Origin of the sequence: Alloyangia pacifica, assembly GCF_003111685.1 — a bacterium.
GTDB lineage: Bacteria > Pseudomonadota > Alphaproteobacteria > Rhodobacterales > Rhodobacteraceae > Salipiger > Salipiger pacificus_A.
Window position 1 is genome coordinate 1,014,217 of sequence record NZ_CP022190.1, and the last position, 20,148, is coordinate 1,034,364.

18 protein-coding genes are annotated in these 20,148 nt (G+C 66.3%); 12 read left to right on the plus strand and 6 right to left on the minus strand.

Annotation, left to right across the window (positions count from 1 at the left end; translation table 11 throughout):
• Nucleotide 1 precedes the first annotated feature (1 nt).
• The 4 genes from CEW88_RS17670 to hemA form a co-directional block, all read right to left on the minus strand.
• A complete protein-coding gene (locus tag CEW88_RS17670) occupies nucleotides 2–1,375 on the minus strand; it encodes an ATP-binding protein (RefSeq protein WP_159099653.1) in 1,374 nt (457 codons plus the stop codon).
• Between the two features lie 5 nt (nucleotides 1,376–1,380).
• The gene (gene ispG, locus CEW88_RS17675; RefSeq protein WP_108969349.1) at nucleotides 1,381–2,514 is read right to left on the minus strand and encodes a flavodoxin-dependent (E)-4-hydroxy-3-methylbut-2-enyl-diphosphate synthase; all 1,134 of its coding nucleotides are present in this window, start codon (nucleotides 2,512–2,514) and stop codon (nucleotides 1,381–1,383) included.
• 125 nt (nucleotides 2,515–2,639) lie between these two features.
• Nucleotides 2,640–4,253 (minus strand): helix-turn-helix domain-containing protein, encoded by a 1,614-nt coding sequence (locus CEW88_RS17680; protein WP_254694475.1) that lies wholly within the window; start codon nucleotides 4,251–4,253, stop codon nucleotides 2,640–2,642.
• Between the two features lie 311 nt (nucleotides 4,254–4,564).
• On the minus strand, nucleotides 4,565–5,788 hold the full coding sequence (gene hemA / locus CEW88_RS17685) for a 5-aminolevulinate synthase (RefSeq protein ID WP_108969351.1): 1,224 nt from the start codon (nucleotides 5,786–5,788) through the stop codon (nucleotides 4,565–4,567).
• Nucleotides 5,789–6,191: 403 nt separating this feature from the next.
• Here hemA and CEW88_RS17690 point away from each other — a divergent pair, with 403 nt between their 5' ends.
• The 4 genes from CEW88_RS17690 to CEW88_RS17705 all read left to right on the plus strand — a co-directional run bounded on the left by CEW88_RS17690 (nucleotide 6,192) and on the right by CEW88_RS17705 (nucleotide 10,527).
• Nucleotides 6,192–7,589, plus strand: coding sequence for a M20/M25/M40 family metallo-hydrolase (locus tag CEW88_RS17690; RefSeq protein WP_193989076.1), 1,398 nt, complete (start codon nucleotides 6,192–6,194; stop codon nucleotides 7,587–7,589).
• Between the two features lie 339 nt (nucleotides 7,590–7,928).
• Nucleotides 7,929–8,444 (plus strand): hypothetical protein, encoded by a 516-nt coding sequence (locus CEW88_RS17695; protein WP_254694476.1) that lies wholly within the window; start codon nucleotides 7,929–7,931, stop codon nucleotides 8,442–8,444.
• Between the two features lie 84 nt (nucleotides 8,445–8,528).
• A complete protein-coding gene (locus CEW88_RS17700) occupies nucleotides 8,529–9,227 on the plus strand; it encodes a hypothetical protein (RefSeq protein ID WP_254694477.1) in 699 nt (232 codons plus the stop codon).
• Between the two features lie 109 nt (nucleotides 9,228–9,336).
• Nucleotides 9,337–10,527: a cytochrome b/b6 domain-containing protein gene (locus tag CEW88_RS17705; protein ID WP_108969355.1), complete on the plus strand. Its 1,191-nt coding sequence runs from the start codon at nucleotides 9,337–9,339 to the stop codon at nucleotides 10,525–10,527.
• A gap of 90 nt (nucleotides 10,528–10,617) precedes the next feature.
• On the opposite strand, the gene cysK is transcribed toward CEW88_RS17705, so the two are convergent.
• Entirely contained in the window at nucleotides 10,618–11,697 is a 1,080-nt protein-coding gene (gene cysK, locus CEW88_RS17710; protein WP_108969357.1) for a cysteine synthase A, read from the minus strand.
• A gap of 222 nt (nucleotides 11,698–11,919) precedes the next feature.
• Between cysK and pyrC the strand changes: the two genes are divergently transcribed.
• From pyrC to CEW88_RS17725, 3 genes are all read left to right on the plus strand, one after another.
• A complete protein-coding gene (gene pyrC, locus CEW88_RS17715) occupies nucleotides 11,920–12,957 on the plus strand; it encodes a dihydroorotase (protein ID WP_108969359.1) in 1,038 nt (345 codons plus the stop codon).
• Between the two features lie 139 nt (nucleotides 12,958–13,096).
• Nucleotides 13,097–13,774 (plus strand): orotate phosphoribosyltransferase, encoded by a 678-nt coding sequence (locus tag CEW88_RS17720; RefSeq protein WP_108969360.1) that lies wholly within the window; start codon nucleotides 13,097–13,099, stop codon nucleotides 13,772–13,774.
• Nucleotides 13,775–14,077: 303 nt separating this feature from the next.
• Nucleotides 14,078–15,565 carry a replicative DNA helicase gene (locus tag CEW88_RS17725; RefSeq protein ID WP_092428583.1) on the plus strand — a complete coding sequence of 496 codons (1,488 nt, stop codon included), beginning with the start codon at nucleotides 14,078–14,080 and terminating at the stop codon, nucleotides 15,563–15,565.
• 200 nt (nucleotides 15,566–15,765) lie between these two features.
• On the opposite strand, the gene CEW88_RS17730 is transcribed toward CEW88_RS17725, so the two are convergent.
• Nucleotides 15,766–16,404 carry a hypothetical protein gene (locus CEW88_RS17730; RefSeq protein ID WP_108969362.1) on the minus strand — a complete coding sequence of 213 codons (639 nt, stop codon included), beginning with the start codon at nucleotides 16,402–16,404 and terminating at the stop codon, nucleotides 15,766–15,768.
• Nucleotides 16,405–16,520: 116 nt separating this feature from the next.
• Between CEW88_RS17730 and alr the strand changes: the two genes are divergently transcribed.
• The 5 genes from alr (at nucleotide 16,521) to CEW88_RS17755 (ending at nucleotide 20,031) form a co-directional block, all read left to right on the plus strand.
• A complete protein-coding gene (gene alr / locus CEW88_RS17735) occupies nucleotides 16,521–17,558 on the plus strand; it encodes an alanine racemase (protein ID WP_108969364.1) in 1,038 nt (345 codons plus the stop codon).
• Nucleotides 17,555–18,361, plus strand: coding sequence for an MlaE family ABC transporter permease (locus tag CEW88_RS17740; protein WP_438839474.1), 807 nt, complete (start codon nucleotides 17,555–17,557; stop codon nucleotides 18,359–18,361). The genes alr and CEW88_RS17740 overlap by 4 nt, the downstream gene beginning before the upstream one ends.
• The gene (locus tag CEW88_RS17745) at nucleotides 18,358–19,104 is read left to right on the plus strand and encodes an ABC transporter ATP-binding protein (protein ID WP_108969366.1); all 747 of its coding nucleotides are present in this window, start codon (nucleotides 18,358–18,360) and stop codon (nucleotides 19,102–19,104) included. Before CEW88_RS17740 ends, CEW88_RS17745 begins: the two co-directional genes overlap by 4 nt.
• On the plus strand, nucleotides 19,101–19,502 hold the full coding sequence (locus CEW88_RS17750; RefSeq protein ID WP_108969368.1) for a hypothetical protein: 402 nt from the start codon (nucleotides 19,101–19,103) through the stop codon (nucleotides 19,500–19,502). Before CEW88_RS17745 ends, CEW88_RS17750 begins: the two co-directional genes overlap by 4 nt.
• Before the next feature lie 91 nt (nucleotides 19,503–19,593).
• On the plus strand, nucleotides 19,594–20,031 hold the full coding sequence (locus tag CEW88_RS17755; RefSeq protein WP_108969369.1) for a paraquat-inducible protein A: 438 nt from the start codon (nucleotides 19,594–19,596) through the stop codon (nucleotides 20,029–20,031).
• Nucleotides 20,032–20,148: the final 117 nt, after the last annotated feature.

Genomic DNA, 20,148 nt, shown 5'->3' on the forward strand with positions numbered 1-20,148 from the left:
TCTACTCGGCAGGAGAGGCGGCCTTTGCCGCCTTCGCCCGCGGACCGGCGTTTGTCGGTCCCGGCGCGGTCTTGGCCGGATCCTTGGCAGCGGGAAACCAGAGGCGTGCGCAAGTGCCCGCCCCGGAGCGCGGCGTGCGCAGCTCGAAATCGCCGCCCGACTGCTCGGCGAAGCCCCGCAGCATCGCCAGCCCCAGCCCCGACCCCTGCCCAACCGGCTTGGTGGTGAAATAGGGCTCGCAGACCAGCGGCATGAGATCGGCGGGGATGCCGGGGCCGGTGTCGCTAAGCTCGAAGCAGACGCCGGGACGTCCTGCGCGCGGCGCTGCTCCGGCCCGCAGCGCAATCTGTCCGCCATCCGGCATCGCGTCGCGGGCATTCGAGATCAGCTCGAGCAGGCAGGTCTGCAGGTTCGGCCCGTCGACGCGGATTTCCGGCAGCGCGGGCCCCACGTCCACCGTCAGCTCATACCTTGGCCCGAGCAGCTCCGCCGCGCGTTCGGTAAGGTTGCGAAGCGCCTCTTCGGGTGACATCGAGACCGGCTTGAGCCGCGCGCAGCTCGCCATGGCCAAGAGCTGCGCCGTCCGCGCGGCGCCGCGACGGGCGGCGCGCTCCGCCTCGGCCATCAGCGCGTCGCGCTCGGCGGGACTGGGTGACAGGCGCGCCAGCTCCATGTTGCCAAGCACCACGGTCAGGAGATTGTTGAAGTCATGCGCAACACCGCCGGTCAGCTGCTCCATGGCGCGGCCGCGCGCCGCCACTAGGGCTTGGTCGCTTGCCACATCCAGCGCCTCGCGCGTGCGCATCACGGACCAGGCCACGCGGACGAAATAAAGGTAGCAGATCACCAGCGCGGCGCTCACCAGAAGCGTGTCCGCGCTGCCCGGATCGGTGATCCAGAGCCAGGCGGCGCGCGCCAGCACCCCGACCCCCCTGAGCGCCAAGTCCAGCACCAGCAAGAGCCGCATCCGCACCCGACAGGTCAGCGTGTTGAGCAGCGCCAAGAAGACGAAGAGCAGCGACAGTATTCGCAGACTCGGCGTGTCCTGCACCCAGAGGATCATCCCGCCCGCAATATAGACCGCCCCCGACAGCAGCAGCGTCGCGATCGGCAGCAGGAGCTGGCGCCGGTACCCTTGATCCGGGAGCGCGCTGAAGGCGTAGGAATGCAGGCCGAGGGTGAGCAGCATCACTCCGAGCCAAGGCAGCAGCAGAGGGACATCCATAAAGGCCCAAATGGCCAGCGATGCTCCCGCGACCATGGCGATGCTGAGAATCCCCTGCGAGCGCAACCCCTCGAGCGCCCGCACTTCGGTGAAGTCCAGCAACTTTCCGAAAGGCGGGATCATCCCGCCCGATGCGCCGGACTTGTGCACCGGGCCTATTCCGCGGCTTGTGCTTTGGCGACCTCCGCAGCGTCGATCTGCGCCGCCTTCTTCTCGACCTCCTCGACGATGTGGTCGATCATCTGGTCGTTGGACATCTTGTGGCTGGCCTTGCCCGCCAGGTAGACCATGCCCGAGCCCGCGCCGCCGCCGGTGAAACCGACGTCGGTCATCAGCGCCTCGCCCGGTCCGTTCACCACGCAGCCGATGATCGACAGCGACATCGGCGTCTTGATGTGCTCGAGCCGCTGCTCCAGCGCCTCGACGGTCTTGATCACGTCGAAGCCCTGCCGCGCACAGGACGGGCAGGAGATGATGTTGACGCCGCGGTGGCGCAGCCCGAGAGACTTGAGGATCTCGTAGCCCACCTTCACCTCTTCGACCGGGTCGGCCGAGAGCGAGACACGCAGCGTGTCGCCGATGCCCATCCAGAGAAGCTGGCCGAGGCCAATGGCGCTCTTGATCGTGCCAGAAGTCAGACCGCCCGCCTCGGTGATGCCGAGATGGATCGGTTTGTCGGTCGCCTCGGCAAGGCCCATGTAGGCCGCAGCCGAGAGGAACACGTCCGAAGCCTTCACCGAGATCTTGAACTCGTGGAAGTCGTTGTCCTCGAGAATGCGGATGTGATCGAGCGCGGACTCAACCATCGCCTCGGGGCATGGCTCGCCGTATTTCTCGAGCAGGTGCTTCTCCAGAGAACCGCCGTTCACCCCGATGCGCATCGAGCAGCCGTTGTCGCGGGCAGCCGCGATCACCTCGCGCACCCGCTCGGGGCTGCCGATGTTGCCGGGGTTGATGCGCAGGCAAGCGGCGCCGGCCAAGGCGCTCTCGATGCCGCGCTTGTAATGGAAATGGATGTCGGCGACGATCGGCACCGGGCTTTCTCGAACGATCTCCTTCAGCGCCTTCGAGCTGGCCTCGTCGGGCACAGAGACGCGGACGATATCGGCCCCGGCCTCGGCGGCGCGCTGCACCTGTTCGATGGTGCCGCGGACATCGGTGGTGACGGTGTTGGTCATGGTCTGCACCGAGATCGGTGCATCCCCGCCCACCGGCACGTTGCCCACCATGATCTGCCGGGACTTGCGGCGCTCGATGCTGCGCCAAGGGCGGATCGGGTTGTGGCTCATGAGCTGGACGCCTCCTGAGGGCAAACGTTGGTATTCGGCCTCAACATAGCGTCCGCGGCCGGGCGAAACCAGAGGCCAGCGGCGGCAGAGTGCAGATGGAAAAGCGCAAAGGCGTGAGGATGGGCTCAGTCAGTCTGGACCAGATCGCTGCTCAGCTCGGCCACGACCCGCGACAGATCGGCATCCCGGCTGAGATCAGCGACCTTGAAGGCCGAAGTCAGATGCTCGACCGAAAGCGGCAGGTTCTTGGTCACCGTGCCGGCGGCGCCGACCGGACCGTAGGTCTGCCCGTTCACCGCGAAGTAGACTGCACCGGACTCTCCGACCCGCACGTTGGCCGGGTCCTGCATGGCGGGGGCTGTCCATGTGTCGCCCGCGCGCATGGTCTTCTCGAAGATCACCGAGCCGTCCGCCGACCGCACGCGCACCCAAGCCGGGCGCACTGCGATCATCGTCACCCCGGGGGCGCTGTCCTGCAGAACCTTGGGCGCGCCGGACTGGCTCACCGAGGGGGCGGCCTGTGCGAGTTGGGTCTGTGCGGGCGCGGGCACCAGCGTTTGGTTCAGCTTCGCCAGAACGCGCTGAAGATCGCCGTCCTTTGCAGGCTCGGCGGGCTTGTAGGCGGCGGTCACCACCTCGGGCAGCAGCGCCACATCTCGGGTCACTTGGCCCTTTGGACCGAGCGGGCCAAGGGTCTGTCCGTTTGTGGCGAGATAGAGCGCGCCCGACTCGCCGACGGTGAGGCTGGCCTCGGTCTGGCCCTCGGGCACGGTCCAGGTGTCGCCCGGCTCCATAACCCGCTCATAGAGCACGGAGCCGTTCGCGCCGCGCACGCGCACCCAGGCCGGGCGCACGGCGACCAGCGTGACGGTGCTCGCGTTGAGCGCGGTCTGCGCCGGCAGCGGCGCGGGAAGGCTGGCCACCTGCAGCGCGGCCTCGGCAGTGGCGGTGTCCACCTGCGGCAACTGGTTGCGCGCGGCCTCGGCAAAGGCGCCCACGGTCGCGGGGTCCAGCGACGAGATCGGCGCGTCGCGCGCCACCAGAACCGGGACGTCCAGCGCCTTGGGCCGGTAGAGCCGATCCAGCGCCTCGTTCGACGGAGGCGAGAAGGGACCCGCGCCGTCGGCGCTCGCCACCTGTTCGTCGCCCTCTGCGGGCGGCGTGACGGTGGCCTGCACCGGGTCGAGGTCGCTCAGCACCAGCGGCGTCTGGTCAACCGGCGCAATCTGCACCCGCTGCACCTCGCGCAGCACGGCGAAGCCGCCATACCCGATGCCCCCGAGCAGGGCGATCAGCACCAGCAACGAGCCGATGGCGCCGGGCTCGATACGCGAGAAGAAGGAGTCGCCCGCCGGCACGAAGGGCATGCGGGGCTGTTCGAAGATGTCGCGCGCCGCCGGGGCCGGGAAGTTGCCCTGCCCCTTACGGATCGTCGAGGCCTTCTCGGACATGCCATGGGCGACGGCAAAGCCGCTCTCCTCGCAGAAGAGCCGGTAGCACTCGTCGGGGTCCATACCGAGGTAGCGAGCATAGGAGCGCACGTAGCCGGCGATGAAGCCGGGCGTGTCAAAGGCCGAGGGATCGCAGTTCTCGATCGCCGCGATGTAGCTGGCCTTGATGCGCAGCTCGCGCTGCACGTCGAGGAGCGATTTGCCCATGGTGGCACGCTCGCCGCGCATGACATCGCCAAGCTCGAGCGTGAAGTCGTCGAAGCCGCGCGGACCTTCATCCGCGTTCATTTCGTCTTCGGACATGCGAGGGGAATTACGCCCAATCATGCGTTCCGCCTTGTGCTCCACCGTCTCAGACTGCGCCTGCCAAATCACGGGCTCGCGATTCGGGTCGCGGCCTTTATTGAGGCTACGTTAGCACAGAACAACTGAAATTACACAAAATCAGGGGGTCATCGGCGCCCTTCTGCGCAGGATGCGTGGCTTTTCCCCATTCCGCGGCGGCCGGTTCCGGAACAAAGCGAGACCCCGCGATTTTGGAAACCGCGGGGCCGAAATAGCGCAGCGTTAGCGCCTAAGATCGCGATGGACCGCGCGGTTCAGGCGCTCATGTCCTGCCGGTTGAGCGCACAATGCGACCAGAGCGCATCCATGGCCTGGATCAGCTTGTTCATCTCGTTCGGACCATGCACCGGCGAGGGGGTGAAGCGGAGCCGCTCGGTGCCACGCGGCACGGTCGGGAAGTTGATCGGCTGCACATAGATGCCGTAGCCCTCGAGCAGCATGTCCGAGAGCTTCTTGGTGTGCACCGGGTTGCCGACGATCACCGGCACGATGTGCGAGCCGTGGTCGATGATCGGCATGCCCAGGCCCTTCAGCCGCAGCTTGAGGATCTTCGCCTGGGTCTGGTGCCGCTCGCGCAGCGCCTGGTCCTGCTTGAGATGGGCAATCGAGGCCGCCGCCCCCGCTGCAACCGCCGGCGGGATCGAAGTCGTGAAGATGAAGCCTGGTGCATAGGAGCGCACCGCGTCACACATCTTCTCGGACGCTGCGATATAGCCGCCGAACACGCCGAAGGCCTTGCCGAGGGTGCCGTTGATGATGTCGAGCCGGTGCAGCAGGTTGTCGCGCTCGGCAACACCGCCGCCGCGCGGGCCGTACATGCCCACCGCATGCACCTCGTCAAGATAGGTCAGCGCGCCGAACTCATCGGCCAGATCGCAGAGCGCCTCGATTGGGCCGAAGTCGCCGTCCATCGAGTAGACCGATTCAAACGCAATGAGCTTCGGCGCGGCGGGATCGTCGGCCTCCATCAACTCGCGCAGGTGCTGCACGTCGTTGTGGCGGAAGATGCGCTTGGCACCGCCGTTGCGCTTGATCCCCTCGATCATCGAGGCGTGGTTCAGCTCGTCCGAATAGATGATCAGCCCGGGAAAGAGCTTCGGCAGGGTCGAGAGCGTGGCATCGTTGGCGATATAGGCCGAGGAGAAGACCAGAGCCGCCTCTTTCTGGTGCAGATCGGCCAGTTCGGCCTCGAGCCGCTTGTGATAGACGGTCGTGCCCGAGATGTTGCGCGTGCCACCCGAGCCGGCACCGGTGGCGTCGATGGCTTCGTGCATGGCCGCGAGCACTACAGGGTGCTGGCCCATTCCCAGGTAGTCGTTTCCGCACCAGACAGTGATCGGCATCTCGCTGCCGTCCGGCTTGCGCCAGGTGGCGTGCGGAAAACGGCCGTTCTTGCGCTCGATGTCGATGAAGGTGCGATAGCGCCCCTCGGCGTGGAGACGGTCCAGGGCTTCGTCGAGCTTCGCGGTGTAGTCCACCGGTATCTCCTTCCTTCATCTTGCAGAGGCCGCGTTCTGCGCAGCACTTATACGGTCTAAGGGGCCGCATTCATGGTCGTGAATGGATACCGTCCGGGCCGCCCCATGTCCACGCTTTAGAATGAGACTAACGGTCGCGCCCTTGATTTAAATCAAGACTTTTGGACTAAGGTTTCAAGGTCAGGTTTCCCATAGTGCCCTGTTGCGCCCAATAGGCGCCAGGTCGCTGCACCGCCAGGCAAGGCACACGACTGGCCTCCGGCGCAGACATTTCGCGCCCCAACCCCTGATTTTCAGGGGCGCTGAGGCGGCTTGCTGCCGGGCTGGCCTCCGAGATCTTGCGGTCTGGACAGCGGCGGGCCCGGTGATACGCTCCGCGCAACTCGCAAGAAGGAACACCCAAATGGCTCAAGAAAACGTGTCCCTCGACACCGTCCTCACAAAGATCGATGCCGATCTTCCGGTCGCGCTCGACCGCCTGCTCGAGCTTCTGCGAATCCCTTCGATCTCGACCGATCCCGCCTACAAGGAGGCCTGCGACAAGGCCGCGGACTGGCTCGTGGCGGATCTCGCCAGCATCGGCGTTGAGGCCAGCAAGCGCCCCACTCCGGGCCATCCGATGGTCGTCGGGCACGTCGACGGGCCGGGCCCGCATGTGCTGTTCTACGGACACTATGATGTGCAGCCAGTAGACCCGCTCAACCTGTGGAACCGCGACCCGTTCGATCCGGCGATCGAGGACACGGCCAAGGGCAAGGTGATCCGCGGCCGCGGCTCCTCGGACGACAAGGGTCAGCTGATGACCTTCATCGAGGCCTGCCGCGCCTGGAAGGCCGTGCATGGCACCCTGCCCTGCAAGATCACCTTCTTCTTCGAGGGCGAAGAAGAAAGCGGCTCGCCGTCCCTCATCCCCTTCATGAAGGAGAACGCCGAGGAGCTGAAACAGGCCGAGATCGCGCTGATCTGCGACACCGGCCTCTTCCAGTCGAAGACCCCGGCGATCATCACGCGACTGCGCGGGCTCCTGGGCGAGGAGCTGACCATCAAGGCGGCTGACAAGGATTTGCATTCCGGCATGTACGGCGGCGTCGCGATGAACCCGATCCGCGTACTCACCAAGATCCTCGGCGGGCTCTTCGACGAGAACGGCACCATTCAGGTGCCCGAAATCTACGAAGGCGTGCCCGAGCTGCCCCCGGAAATCCTCGAGCAGTGGAAGGCATTGAATTTCGACGACGCGGCCTTCCTTGGCGGCGTCGGCCTGTCGCAGCCTGCCGGCGAGAAGGACCACCTTCCGATCGAGATGATCTGGTCGCGGCCCACCGCCGAGATCAATGGTATCTGGGGCGGCTACACTGGCGCGGGCTTCAAAACCGTGCTGCCCGCCGAGGCCTCTGCCAAGATCAGCTTCCGCCTTGTCGGCACGCAGGACCCGGCGGCCATCCGAAAGAACTTCCGCGCCTGGGTCGAGGCGCAGGTGCCCTCGGACTGCTCGGTCGAATGGAAGGACCACAGTTGTTCGCCGGCCTCCGAGATGCAGACCACCCACCCCGGCTTCGAGGCGGCCCGCAAGGCGCTCGGCGACGAATGGGACGATCCGGCGGCCTATGCAGGTTGCGGCGGGTCGATCCCCATTGCCGGCTACTTCCAGAACATCCTCGGCATGGATGCCATGCTGGTGGGCTGGGGCAAGGATGACGACCAGCTGCATTCGCCGAACGAGAAGTATGACCTCGAATCCTTCCACAAGGGGATTCGCAGCTGGGCGCGAATCCTCGACGCCATGGCCAGCGCTGCCTGATTCATGAGCCTTTCTCCGGCGGGGCGGCTGTTTTCCGCCCCGCCAACCATCTGCGTTTACGATAAATTCATAAATGCCTGTCAAATGGACGACATTTCTCAAACCCCTTGTTTTTAGGGCTTCGCGGCACACCAATCCGAACGGATAGGTGGGCGGCCCGAACGGATGCCAGACTTCGCCAAGAAGATATCCGGTCCAAGCCACATTCGCCGCCACATTTCGCCACAATCCATTCCTAGCGTCGATTCCGACGAGAGCTTGCACAGCCCTCTGCTGGCAGAAGGCCGGCGGCATCTGGCAGAAGGAGCTAGGATCATGAGAGCCTACGCAGTCCGGAAAATGACGCACGCAGATTTCGAAGCCCGCATCCGGCGCATCGATCCTGAGTTCGCCCGGTACGGCGCAAGCGACGCAAGCAAGGTCGCACGCACCTCCAAGCGCCCGATCGTCTCGGGCATCGTCGGCTTCCTCTGGGCTGGCGTGGTCATCGCGGTGGCCCGCAACCAGCAAACCATCGAGGCAAGCCTGCTCCAAGGCAGCCTCCCACGCGAATACCACGTCTATGTCTTCGGCGCCCTCTCCGCGCTGCTCGCGGTCTCCGGCGTCATGGTGATGATGCACCTGCTGCGCATGGTCAGCCGCCGCGGCTCGGCCCGCAGCAATTCGGCCGGCATCCTTGTCGGAATCGGCGCCGCCACGGTGATGAGCATGATCCCCTCGCAGACCTATGTGGCCGGCCTCGGCCTGCTCGACGAGAATTCGCGCAACGTGATCGCCTCGGCCGGCACCTCGGTGCGCGCCACTGCCGGCCTCGACATCCGCGCCACCACTTTCGTCTCCTCGCTCGGCAATTGAGCCTAGGGGCTTGCCCCGAGCCACAGGATGAGGGACCCAGCCGGATCACGGCCCCCCGTATGAGGCCTTGGCTCAGAAGAACCCGTGGACTCTTTCCGGCAAGACGTATTGCCGATCCGGCTCGGACCGCTCGAACTGTCAATATCCGGTTTCACCGCGCGGCGACCAGCTGCGGTGCATCCTCCGACGCGGCCGCGTGAAATCGTACGCCCCGCACCCGGCATCACCCGCTACCAAGTGTTCGGCGAGCGCAGCTCGGGCACCAATTTCGTCAAGCGGCTGATCGGGCGCAACACGCCGCTCTCGCCGACCGGGGAGCTCGGCTGGAAACACGGGTTTCCGCAGATGACCGCGGTGCCGCCGGACGCGCTCGTCGTCTGCGTCACCCGCAACGCGGTTGACTGGGCGCGCTCCATGCATGCCAAGCCTTGGCATTGCCCGCCCGAGATGCAGCGGCGGGCCTTTTCCCGATCACTTTGCCCCGCGGAGCGTGCAGCTCATGGGGCTCACCAGCTTCTTCAACCGCGGCTGCGCCCTGCTCTTCTGCCCGCTCGAGGCTGTGCAGGCGCGCCCGAAGAACTTCCTCGCCGACCTCCGCGCCGGTTTCAACCTGCCCGAAGTTGCCCCTCATGCCCGGTGCACAAGCGCCTCGGCAGCCGGTTCAAACCCGCGGTGGACGAGCCGCGCCCCGAGCCGCCCGGGCAACTCTGCGCTGAAGAACTGGACTTCCTGCGCAGCCGTCTCGAGCCTGGCCTCGAAGCGGCGCTCGGGTACCATTATTGAGCCTCGGCGGGCTGCCGCGCGCACGGGGTCTGTGCATCCGCGCAAATTGCGCTGCGGCGCGGCATCGCCGATCTTCGGCAAAACCTTATCCCGAGCCCGGAGACCGCCGATGTCCCTCGCCAACACCAAGACCGCCTATGGTGCCGTCACCCGCAGCTTGCACTGGCTGACCGCGCTCGGCATTTTGATCATGATCCCGCTCGGTTGGATCGCCCATCTTTCGCCCTGGGCCACCGAGGCCGAGCTCGCCACCAAGGCGCAGCTCTTCTCGGTGCACAAGACCATCGGCGTGACGCTTTTCTTCCTCGCCTTGGTCCGCATTCTCTGGGCGCTGAGCCAGCCGAAACCCGCGCCGCTGCACCCAGAGCGCAGGGCCGAGAACTTCGCCGCCGAAACGGTGCATTGGCTGCTCTACTCGACGCTGGTGATCGTGCCGCTCTCGGGCTGGATCGAGCACGCTGCCACCGAGGGCTTCGCGCCGATCCTCTGGCCCTTCGGGCAGGACCTGCCCTTCGTGCCAAATTCCGACAACCTGGCAGAGACCGCCGCCTCGGTGCACTTCCTGTCGCAATGGCTGCTGGTCGCCGCGCTGGCGCTGCACGTCGCCGGGGCGCTGAAACATGTCATCATCGACCGCGACGGCACGCTGGCGCGCATGCTGAAGGGCGCCTCCGCCGGCACGCCCTCTGCCGGGCACCGCGTCGTCCGCCCGCTGCTTCTGGCCGTCGCCGCCTGGGCCGCCCTCCTCGGTGGCGGGGCTGCCGCGGGTCTCTTCGCCAGCGAGGACGCCGCCGAGACTCCGAAGCTCGAGGCCGCACAATCCGACTGGCAGGTGACCGAGGGCACGCTCGGCATCAGCCTCGTGCAGATGGGCAAAGAGATCGAGGGCAGCTTCGCCGACTGGACCGCCGAGATCGCCTTCGAGCCGCGCGAGACCCCCGGCAAGGCCGGCGACGTCACCGTGCAGATCGCTATCCCGACGCTGACCCTCGGCTCGGTGAGCAAGCAGGCCCTGGGCGCGGATTTCCTTGCCGCCGAGGACTACCCCACCGCCACTTTTCAGGCCGAGATCCTGCGCGGCGAAACCGGCTACGAAGCACAGGGCGCGCTTACGCTGAAGGGCGCCGAGGTGCCGGTCACCCTGCCCTTCGAGCTGACCCTCGAGGGCGAGACGGCCACCATGCAGGGCAGCACCACGCTCGACCGCCGCAACTACGCCATTGGCGAGAGCATGGCCGATCCGGAGCAGCTCAGCTTCGACGTGCAGGTGAACGTGGCGCTGACCGCCACGCGGCACTGACAGGCGGCGCGTCCGCGGTCAGCAGCGGTCGGAGGTGCGTATTTCAAACGCGTAGAAGGGCGCGGCAGTCTCGCGCCTTTTCTGTCCAACTCAAGCCATCTGGCTTGACGGGGTGGAGAGGGACAGCGCCTTTTCCGCCTCGTCCATGTCCTCGACGATGCCCTCGAAGAGCGGCGTGGACATGTAGCGCTCGCCGGTATCTGGCAGCATGGCGAGGATCACCGTGCCGGGCTCGGCCTTCTCGGCCAGCTGCATGGCGATGGCGAAGGTGGAGCCGCCGGAGACACCCGTGAGAATGCCCTCCTTCATCGCCAGCTTCTTTGCCCAGGCGATGCCGTCGGCCCCCGCGACCGGGATCAGCTCGTCGTAGCAGCCCGCGTCGAGCCCCTCCTGCAGCACGGCAGGTATGAAGTCGGGCGTCCAGCCCTGGATCGGATGCGGCTCGAAGGCGCTGTGGCTTTCCGAGGGTGCCCCGTCGGCGGTCCGGCCCTGCGCGATGCCGCTGCCGACGAGCTGCGCGTTTGCGGGCTCCGACAGCACGATCCTGGTCTCGGGCCGCTCCTTGCGCAGCACGCGCGCAACGCCGGTGACCGTGCCGCCGGTGCCATAGCCGGTGACAAAATAGTCGAGCCGCGTGCCGGCGAAGTCATTGACGATCTCGCGCCCGGTGGTCGCCTCATGCACCGCCGCATTGGCCTCGGTCTCGAACTGGCGGGCGAGGAACCAGCGGTTCGCCTCCGCCAGTTCCGCCGCCTTTCGGTACATGCCGAAGCCCTTCTCGGCGCGCGGCGTCAGAACCACCTTGGCGCCCAGCATCCGCATCAGCTTGCGCCGTTCGATCGAGAAGCTGTCGGCCATGGTCACCACCAGCGGGTAGCCCTTGGCGGCGCAGACCATGGCAAGCCCGATGCCGGTGTTGCCGGAGGTCGCCTCGACCACGGTCTGGCCAGGCTTCAGCGTGCCGTTTTTCTCGGCGGTCTCGATGATGCTCATTGCCAGCCGGTCCTTGACCGAGGCGGCCGGGTTGAAGAATTCGGCCTTCACGTAGATCTCGACCCCCTCGGGCGCGAGGTGGTTGATCCGCACGGCGGGCGTGTTGCCCACGGTGTCGACGATACTGTCGTAGAGCCGGCCGCGGCCGATGGTTTCTGCGGGTGTCGATGCGTCCATGGTCTCTCTCCCTGTGAAGCTTCCCTCTGGTCACCTTACCCCAAAGCGGGCCGTGGCGCGCCCACAGTCGGGTTGCAAAGGTTTCAGCGGCGAGCCGGTTGGTTTCGCCCAGGTCTCGGTGGCACGCCCGGCGGGCGCGGCGAGAGCCTGACACCGGCTTCCGCACCCAGCCTTGCGCATGCCATCTGGCCCGGCGCGCGCGCGCGTGCTAACGCGCGGGGCATGACCCAGATCACGCTCCGCCGCCCCGACGACTGGCACCTGCACCTCCGCGATGGCGAGATGCTGGCCGGCATCGCCCCCGAATCCGCCCGCCACTTCGGCCGGGCGATCATCATGCCCAACCTCGTGCCCCCCGTGGTGACCGGCGATCAGGCCGCCGCCTACAGGGGTCGCATCCTCAAGGCGCTGCCCGAGGGCAGCCGCTTCACCCCGCTGATGACCCTCTACCTGACCGAGACAACCGATCCTGCGGATGTCGCCGCGGCCTATGACGCGGGCATCATCACCGCGCTGAAGCTTTACCCGGCGGGTGCGACGACCAACTCCGCCTCGGGCGTGCGCGACTTCGACAAGGTGCGCCCGGTGCTCGAGCTGATGGCCGAGAAGGGCATCCCGCTCTGCGTACACGGCGAAGTGGTGGACAGCGACGTCGACATCTTCGACCGCGAGGCGGTGTTCATCGATCGCGTGCTCGACCCGATCCGCCGCGCCACCCCGGGCCTGCGCGTGGTCATGGAGCACATCACCACAAAGCAGGGCGTCGACTATGCCCGGTCCGGCGGCGACGATCTCGGTGCGACGATCACCACGCACCACCTGGTGATCAACCGCAACCACATCCTCGTCGGCGGCATCAAGCCGCACTATTACTGCCTGCCCGTTGCCAAGCGCGAGGAGCATCGGCTGGCGCTGCGCGAGGCCGCGACCTCGGGCGATGCCAGCTTCTTCCTCGGCACCGACAGCGCGCCCCATGCAGATCCGGCCAAGGAAAGCGCCTGTGGCTGCGCCGGCTGCTTCACTGCGACCAACACCCTGTCGATCCTTGCCGAGGTCTTCGAGCAGGACGGCGCACTGGACCGGCTCGAGGCCTTCGCGTCGCGCAACGGGCCGGCCTTCTACCGCCTGCCGGTGAGCGAGGAGACGGTGACATTGACCAAGGGTGAACCCGTCGCCTATCCCGCCAAGATCGACACTGGCGCCGGACCGGTGACCGTCTTTGACCCCGGCATGCCGCTGCACTGGCGGGTCGAGGCCTGAGCTTTGCGCAGGGGGCGCTCTGCCCCCTGCCCCCATCCGTTTCGGGAAAAGCCGAAAGAGCGCGGTGCCGTGCCATGCGCCCTTCCCGAACCCGCGCTTTCGCGCTAAGGCGGGCGCGGTTTTTCAAAGGAGCTGCCCCATGATCCCCTCGTCCTATCCCTCGCAAGAAGAAATGGCCCGGCTGACGGCCCGGATGCTCTGGGAAATCGGCGCGGTGCATTTCATGGGCGACGAGCCCTTCAAGCTCGCCTCCGGCCTGCCCTCGCCGGTCTACATCGACTGCCGCACGCCGATCTCGCATCCGCGCATCCGCTCGACGCTGATGGATTTCCTGACCGTCACCGTCATGCGCAATGCCGGCTTCGAAGCCTTCGACAACATCGCCGGCGGCGAGACCGCGGGCATCCCCTTTGCGGCACTGGTGGCCGAGCGGCTGGCGCTGCCGATGACCTACGTGCGCAAGAAACCCAAGGGCTACGGCCGCAACGCCCGCATCGAGGGCAAGATGACCGAGGGCCAGCGGGTGCTTCTGGTCGAGGATCTGACCACCGACGGCGGCTCCAAGCTCAGCTTCGTCGACGCCATCCGCGAGACCGGCGCCACCTGCGCGCATACCGCGGTGATCTTCTACTACGGCATCTTCCCCGAGACGACGAAGACCCTCGGCGATCATGGCGTAGAGCTGCACTATCTGTGCACGTGGCACGACGTTCTGGCCGAGGCCAAGGCGCGCGGCGGCTTCGAGCCGGCGACGCTGGCGGCGGTCGAGGCCTTCCTCGAAGACCCGCGCAAATGGCAGGCGGAAAACGGCGCATAAGCAGATTTCTCGCGGGCGGGGCCTTGGCGCCCCGCTCGCGTGCTTCCACCAAATGTTGCGAAAATTCCCGGCTCTGCTACGATATCTTCAAGAGCAGCACGGGGCGCCGGACGCATTTCCGGTTATCCCGAAATAGTCCACAGAGATTTCCAGATTGGTCCGCCTCCCGCGGCGCGTTAAGACGCTCGCACCTGCGGGACTCGGGGGAGCCGGTGGGGAGATCACAGGGACAGAAAACAACGTCGGGCCCATGGCAATCGGCCGCAACGACGGGGCCGTAGGGTCAGGGCCAAGGGGACAGGCATGAACGATCAGAGCGTATTCAACGCGACCGGTGTCGAGGTCGAGCAGGCCGACACGATGCCGCATTCGATCGAGGCCGAGCAGCAGCTGCTTGGTGCGATCCTGACCAACAACGACGTCTACGACAGGGTCGCGGCCATTCTCGGGCCGCAGCATTTCTACGACCCCGTCCACCGCCGTATCTTCGAGATCGCTGCCGCGCGCATCGCAAAGAACAACCTCGCATCGCCGGTGACGCTGAAGGCGTTCATGGAGGATGACGAGGGCCTCAAGGAGCTGGGCGGGCCAGCCTATCTCGCCCGCCTTGCGGGCGCCGCGGTCTCGAGCTTCGCCGTGCGCGACTACGCGCAGATGATCTACGATCTGGCCGTGCGCCGCGACCTCATCCGGCTCGGCCGCGACATCTCGGACCGGGCCACCAAGGTCGACGTGAAATCCGAGCCGCGCGAGCAGATCGTGCAGGCCGAGCAAGCGCTCTACAAGCTGGCCGAGCAGGGCCAGACCGAGGGCGGCTTCCAGTCCTTCCTGCGCGCCGTGACCGATGCGGTGAACGTGGCCAACGCCGCCTACCAGCGCGAAGGCGGCCTGGCGGGGGTCTCCACCGGGCTCATCGACATGGACAAGAAGCTGGGCGGGCTGCACCCCTCGGACCTTTTGATCCTTGCCGGGCGCCCGTCGATGGGGAAAACCTCGCTCGCCACCAACATCGCCTTCAATATCGCCAAGGCCTACAAAAAGGGCACCCGCCACGATGGCACCGAGGGTGCGATCGAAGGCGGCGTCGTGGGCTTCTACTCGCTCGAAATGAGCGCCGAGCAGCTGGCCGCACGTATCCTGTCGGAAGCCGCCGAGGTGCCTTCGGAGCAGATCCGCCGCGGCGACATGACCGAGGCCGAGTTCCGGCGCTTCGTCGACGCCGCCAAGAGCCTCGAGGCCTGCCCGCTCTTCATCGATGACACGCCGGCCATCCCGATCGCCCAGCTCGCCGCCAGGGCGCGGCGCCTGAAGCGGACGCATGGGCTCGACGTGCTGATGGTCGACTACCTGCAACTGGTGCGCGGCACCGCCGAAAACCGGGTGAACGAGATCGCCGAGATCTCCATGGGCCTCAAGGCCATCGCCAAGGAACTCAACATTCCGGTGATCGCCCTGTCGCAGCTCTCGCGTCAGGTGGAAAGCCGCGAGGACAAGCGCCCGCAGCTTTCGGACCTGCGGGAATCTGGCTCGATCGAACAGGACGCCGACGTGGTGATGTTCGTGTTCCGCGAAGAATATTACGTGGAGCGCGAGAAGCCCTCGGACGACCGGCTCGACGAGATGGCCGCCTGGCAGGAACGCATGGAGCGCCTGCACGGCAAGGCCGAAGTGATCATTGGCAAGCAGCGTCACGGCCCGATCGGCACCGTGGAGCTCAGTTTCGAGGGCCGCTTCACCCGCTTCGGCAACCTGGTGCGCCCCTGGCAGAACGGCGAAGGCGACAACTTCTGAGCCGCGAACAAACGCACCGAGGGCGCGCGGCACGGGAGATCCTTGATTTTCGCCGCTGCCCCCTCTAGATTTCTTAGGCAACGAAGAAGGAAAGTCTCATGACCGGACCGGATCCCATCATTATCTGACCTTCACTCGGCGGCGCGCGCACCCATCATCAGCGCGGCGCTGCCGTTTTCGCGTCTCTCCTGGAAAATCGCCTAGCTCGGCTGCCTTCCGCGCTTTAGCGCGTCTATCTTGCCTTCAAGCGCGATCCTCTGCGCCGAAAGCTCCGCCAGAGACCGGCTGTCGTCAAAGCGGAACCTTTCGAGACCGAGCGCCCGATGGTCATGCGCGAGGCTACCGAGAAGCTCCTGACCGCAGGCCGCCGCATCGCTGGCGCTCTCGATGATGAGCGCGATGACCTTGACCCGCGATTCCGGCGACAGCGTCAGGTAGCTGGCCTGCTGAACTCCTTCGATCTGCACCCGGATCTTCTCGAGCAGCCCATAGAAATTCACCGTCTGGTGCAGCGCGCCATCCGCGATGTTGTGCACCTCGCTGATCCGGGTGCGATAGATCTCCGTGTGCCGCGCGTCGGTGATATGGGGAATCAGCGCCCGATCCTCGCGGAAGCGCTTCAGCAGGTCCGCTTCCGAGGGTGACCGTTTCAAGAAACGTTCCATGTCCCGGGTGTTGAAGTCGATCTCGGCAAACAGCGCCCGCACGAGGCTGTCCTGCTGCTTCTTGCGCCGCCGCTCTTCGCGCTCGTCGTCGATGAGCCGCTTCACGAACCAGACGAGGAAGCCGAGGGTCGGCGCGAGAAAGGCCAGGAAGAACCTGATATCCACATCGTCCATACTGGAAAACCCCGCCCTGCCCGCCGATTATCGAAGCCGCAGGATGAAGAACTTCGGCTCCGAGGTCCAACGCTTTCCCTCTTGACGCCCCGCCCGCGCCCGGCAATCAACGCGCCATGGCACAGGCACAGCTTACCGTCGATCTCGACGCGATCCGCGCCAACTGGCGCGCCCTCGACGCCCTCTCCGACTGCGAGACCGGCGCCGTCGTCAAGGCAAACTCCTACGGTCTCGGCGCCGATCGCGTCGCGCCGATGCTGGGGCGCGAGGGCGTGCGCCGCTTCTTCACTGCCACGGTGGAAGAAGGCGCGGCGGTGCGCAAGGCGCTGGGGGACGGCCCCGAGATCAACGTCTTCGGCGGCCACATGGCCGGGGATGCTGCGTTGATCAAGTCCGCCGGGCTGACGCCGATGTTGAACTCCATCGACCAGATGTTGCGCCACGTCGAGGCGCTGCCCGGCCATCCCTTCGGCATCCAGCTCGACAGCGGCATGAACCGGCTCGGCATGGAGGCCGAAGAATGGTCCGCACTGCGCGAGCTGGCGATGAAGCAGAAGCCCCGGCTGATCATGTCGCACCTTGCCTGCGCGGACGAGCCAAACCATGGGATGAACGCCCACCAGCTGCGCAATTTCTGCGAGATGACAGACGGGCTCGACGCGCCGCGCTCGCTCGCGGCCACGGGCGGCATCCTGCTGGGCAAGAACTACCATTTCGATGTCACCCGCCCCGGCATCGGTCTTTACGGCGCGATGCCCTTCCGCGATGCCCGGCGCGTGGTCTCTCTGCATCTTCCGGTGATCCAGACCCGCGAGGTCAAGACCGGCGAGTCGGTGGGCTACGGCAACAACTTCGTTGCCCGCTCGCCGATGAAGGTCGCGACGATCTCGGCGGGCTACGCCGACGGGCTACAGCGCGCGCTCGCCCCCAAGACATATCTCTGGGCCGGCGAGACCCGCTGCAAGCTGCTTGGCCGCATCTCGATGGACCTCATCACCGTCGACGTCACCGCGGTCGACAACGTTCCCGATGCGCTCGAGTTGCTCGGCCCGCACCAGAGCGTCGACCAGCTGGCCAACCACATCGACACGATCGGCTACGAGATCCTCACCTCGCTCGGGGGCCGCTACGCGCGGAGCTACGCAGGCGAATGAGCCTGATGCGAACCCTCGTCGCCGCGCCCGCAGCGGCGCTGGGAACGCTCGGCGCCGCGGTGATCCGTGCGCTGGGGGCGGCCGGGCGGCTGACGCTCTTCGCCCTCGCCGCGCTGAGCCACATCGGCCGCCCGCCGCTTTACCCGCGTGAATTCGGCATGGCGCTGCTGCACGTTGGCTGGCTGTCGCTGCCTGTGGTGGGCATGACGGCGATTTTTACGGGCGGCGCGCTGGCGCTGCAGATCTACTCCGGCGGCGCGCGGTTCAATGCCGAGGCGGTGGTGCCGCAAATCGTCGCCATCGGCATGGTGCGCGAGTTGGGGCCGGTGCTGGTCGGGTTGATGATCGCCGCGCGCGTCACGTCCTCGATCGCCGCCGAGATCGCCACGATGAAGGTCACCGAGCAGATCGACGCTCTGGTCACCCTCTCGACCGACCCGATGAAATACCTCGTCGCGCCGCGCCTGCTGGCCGCGCTCGTCACGGTGCCGCTGCTGGTGGCGGTGGGCGACGTGATCGGCATCGCCGGGGGCTACGCCGTGGCCACCAGCGCGCTCGGCTTCAATCCAGTGGGCTATCTTGCAAACACGCTGAACTTCCTCGAGCCGCTCGACGTGCTCTCCTCGCTGGCGAAGGGGTGCGCCTTCGGCGGCATCGCCGCGCTCATGGGCTGCTATTGCGGCATGCACTCGGGCCGCGGAGCGCAGGGCGTGGGTCGCGCCACCAAGTCCTCGGTCGAGGCAGCGGCGATCCTCATCCTTGCCGCCAACTTCCTGCTCACGGGGGTGTTCTTTTCGGCATGATCACTCTTACCGAGCTGCACAAGAGTTTTGACGGCGCCCCCGTGCTGCGCGGCGCCAGCCTGCATGTGCCCAAGGGCAGTTCGATGGTGATCATCGGCGGCTCGGGCACGGGCAAGTCGGTGCTGCTGAAGTGCATCCTCGGGCTCGTCACCCCCGACAGCGGCAGCATCACCATCGACGGGCACGACGCGACACGCGGCGAGCGCGAGGCGCTGCTCTCGCGCTTCGGCATGCTGTTTCAGGGAGCGGCCCTCTTTGACTCGCTCCCGGTCTGGCAGAACGTCGCCTTCCGCCTGCTGCGCGGTCCACTCAAGCGTCCCCGCGGCGAGGCCCGCGAGATCGCGATCGAGAAGCTGCGCCGCGTTGGCCTCGGCCCCGAGGTTGCTGACCGCCTGCCCGCCGAGCTTTCGGGCGGCATGCAAAAGCGCGTGGGGCTTGCGCGCGCCATCGCCGCCGAGCCCGAGATCATCTTTTTCGACGAGCCAACCACCGGGCTCGACCCGATCATGGCCGGGGTGATCAACGCACTGATCCGCGAGATCGTCACCGAGATGGGCGCCACCGCGCTAACCATCACCCACGACATGAGCTCGGTCCGCGCCATCGCCGATCGCGTCGCGATGCTGCATGCGGGCAAGATTCGCTGGGAAGGTCCAGTCGGAGAAATGGACGCCACAGCAGATCCTTACGTCCAACAGTTCATCCATGGGCACGCGACTGGCCCGATCGAGGCGCTGAGATGAGCTTCTTCGAGCCGAGCCCGCTGCTCGTGGCGTTCATCCTCTTCAAGAGCTTCGTCTACCTTGAGGTATTGGCTCTGCTGGCGCTTGTCCGAGGTCTTTTCGCCCGCGGCCCATCGCGTCACGCTGCGCTGCTGTCGCTGGGCCTTGCGGGCGTCGGCATCTACGCGAGCTTCGCGCCGACGCTGGCCGCCAGTCAGGGGCTACCCGCCCTGCCGCTGCTGCCCGCGATCTCCCGTCTGCTCACCTGGCAGCAAGGCCTGCCGGCCCTGCTGCTCGCCTCCGTCCCATTGGCGCTCAGCGCGGGGCTGCCCGGCAGACGCTTCCGCGCGATCGACATCCTGCATATCTTGCTCATCGCGGCGCTCGTCGGCTTGGGGCTGGCGGCACGCTTCGTCTGAACTCGGCCCTTTTTCTCTTTCCAAATACGCCGGGGTGAAGGCGCCGCCTGGTGACGAGGGGCGACGCCCCTTCCCCGGCATGAGGCTGCCCATGCTGAAATACGTCAACCTCGCGCTCTTCGTGCTCTACCCGCTCGCTTGGGGGGCGCCGTTGATGCATGCGGGCCTGCTGCCGCTCTTCGGCCTGTCGGACATCAGCGTCCTGTCGGGGATCACCACGCTCTGGCACAGCGACATCTTCCTTGCGCTGGTTGTCGCGCTCTTTGCGCTGGTGGCGCCGCTGGTGAAGATCGGGGGGCTGGCGCTAGTCCAGTTCGGGGGGCTGCCCCGCCGCGCGCTGCCACTGATCAACGCCCTGGGCAAACTCGCGATGGCCGACATCTTTCTTGTTGCAGTCTACGTCACACTGATCAAGGGCATGGGCGTAGGCCGGATAGAGATCGGCTGGGGGCTCTACCTCTTCACCTTTTGCGTCCTGGCGTCGCTGGCCATAGGTTTGCTCGAAAGCCAAAAAGAGGCGACTAAATAACTCGGGTTTCTCGCAACAATTGCAATTCTGCCACTGCGATTGTGCACACGGACTGAGCGCCGGTCATTAAAGTTAACATTTCCCTCTCCTTTCGGTACACTCGCCCTATTCTATTTC

What these genes read in the sequence shown, in the direction of transcription:
- ispG (WP_108969349.1), bottom strand. Translation starts at nt 2,514, where the DNA reads ATGAGCCACAACCCGATCCGCCCTTGGCGCAGCATCGAGCGCCGCAAG.
- CEW88_RS17680 (WP_254694475.1), bottom strand. Translation starts at nt 4,253, where the DNA reads ATGAACGCGGATGAAGGTCCGCGCGGCTTCGACGACTTCACGCTCGAG.
- CEW88_RS17690 (WP_193989076.1), top strand. Translation starts at nt 6,192, where the DNA reads ATGGCTCAAGAAAACGTGTCCCTCGACACCGTCCTCACAAAGATCGAT.
- CEW88_RS17695 (WP_254694476.1), top strand. Translation starts at nt 7,929, where the DNA reads ATGACGCACGCAGATTTCGAAGCCCGCATCCGGCGCATCGATCCTGAG.
- CEW88_RS17705 (WP_108969355.1), top strand. Translation starts at nt 9,337, where the DNA reads ATGTCCCTCGCCAACACCAAGACCGCCTATGGTGCCGTCACCCGCAGC.
- cysK (WP_108969357.1), bottom strand. Translation starts at nt 11,697, where the DNA reads ATGGACGCATCGACACCCGCAGAAACCATCGGCCGCGGCCGGCTCTAC.
- pyrC (WP_108969359.1), top strand. Translation starts at nt 11,920, where the DNA reads ATGACCCAGATCACGCTCCGCCGCCCCGACGACTGGCACCTGCACCTC.
- CEW88_RS17720 (WP_108969360.1), top strand. Translation starts at nt 13,097, where the DNA reads ATGATCCCCTCGTCCTATCCCTCGCAAGAAGAAATGGCCCGGCTGACG.
- CEW88_RS17725 (WP_092428583.1), top strand. Translation starts at nt 14,078, where the DNA reads ATGAACGATCAGAGCGTATTCAACGCGACCGGTGTCGAGGTCGAGCAG.
- CEW88_RS17730 (WP_108969362.1), bottom strand. Translation starts at nt 16,404, where the DNA reads ATGGACGATGTGGATATCAGGTTCTTCCTGGCCTTTCTCGCGCCGACC.
- alr (WP_108969364.1), top strand. Translation starts at nt 16,521, where the DNA reads ATGGCACAGGCACAGCTTACCGTCGATCTCGACGCGATCCGCGCCAAC.
- CEW88_RS17740 (WP_438839474.1), top strand. Translation starts at nt 17,555, where the DNA reads ATGAGCCTGATGCGAACCCTCGTCGCCGCGCCCGCAGCGGCGCTGGGA.
- CEW88_RS17745 (WP_108969366.1), top strand. Translation starts at nt 18,358, where the DNA reads ATGATCACTCTTACCGAGCTGCACAAGAGTTTTGACGGCGCCCCCGTG.
- CEW88_RS17750 (WP_108969368.1), top strand. Translation starts at nt 19,101, where the DNA reads ATGAGCTTCTTCGAGCCGAGCCCGCTGCTCGTGGCGTTCATCCTCTTC.
- CEW88_RS17755 (WP_108969369.1), top strand. Translation starts at nt 19,594, where the DNA reads ATGCTGAAATACGTCAACCTCGCGCTCTTCGTGCTCTACCCGCTCGCT.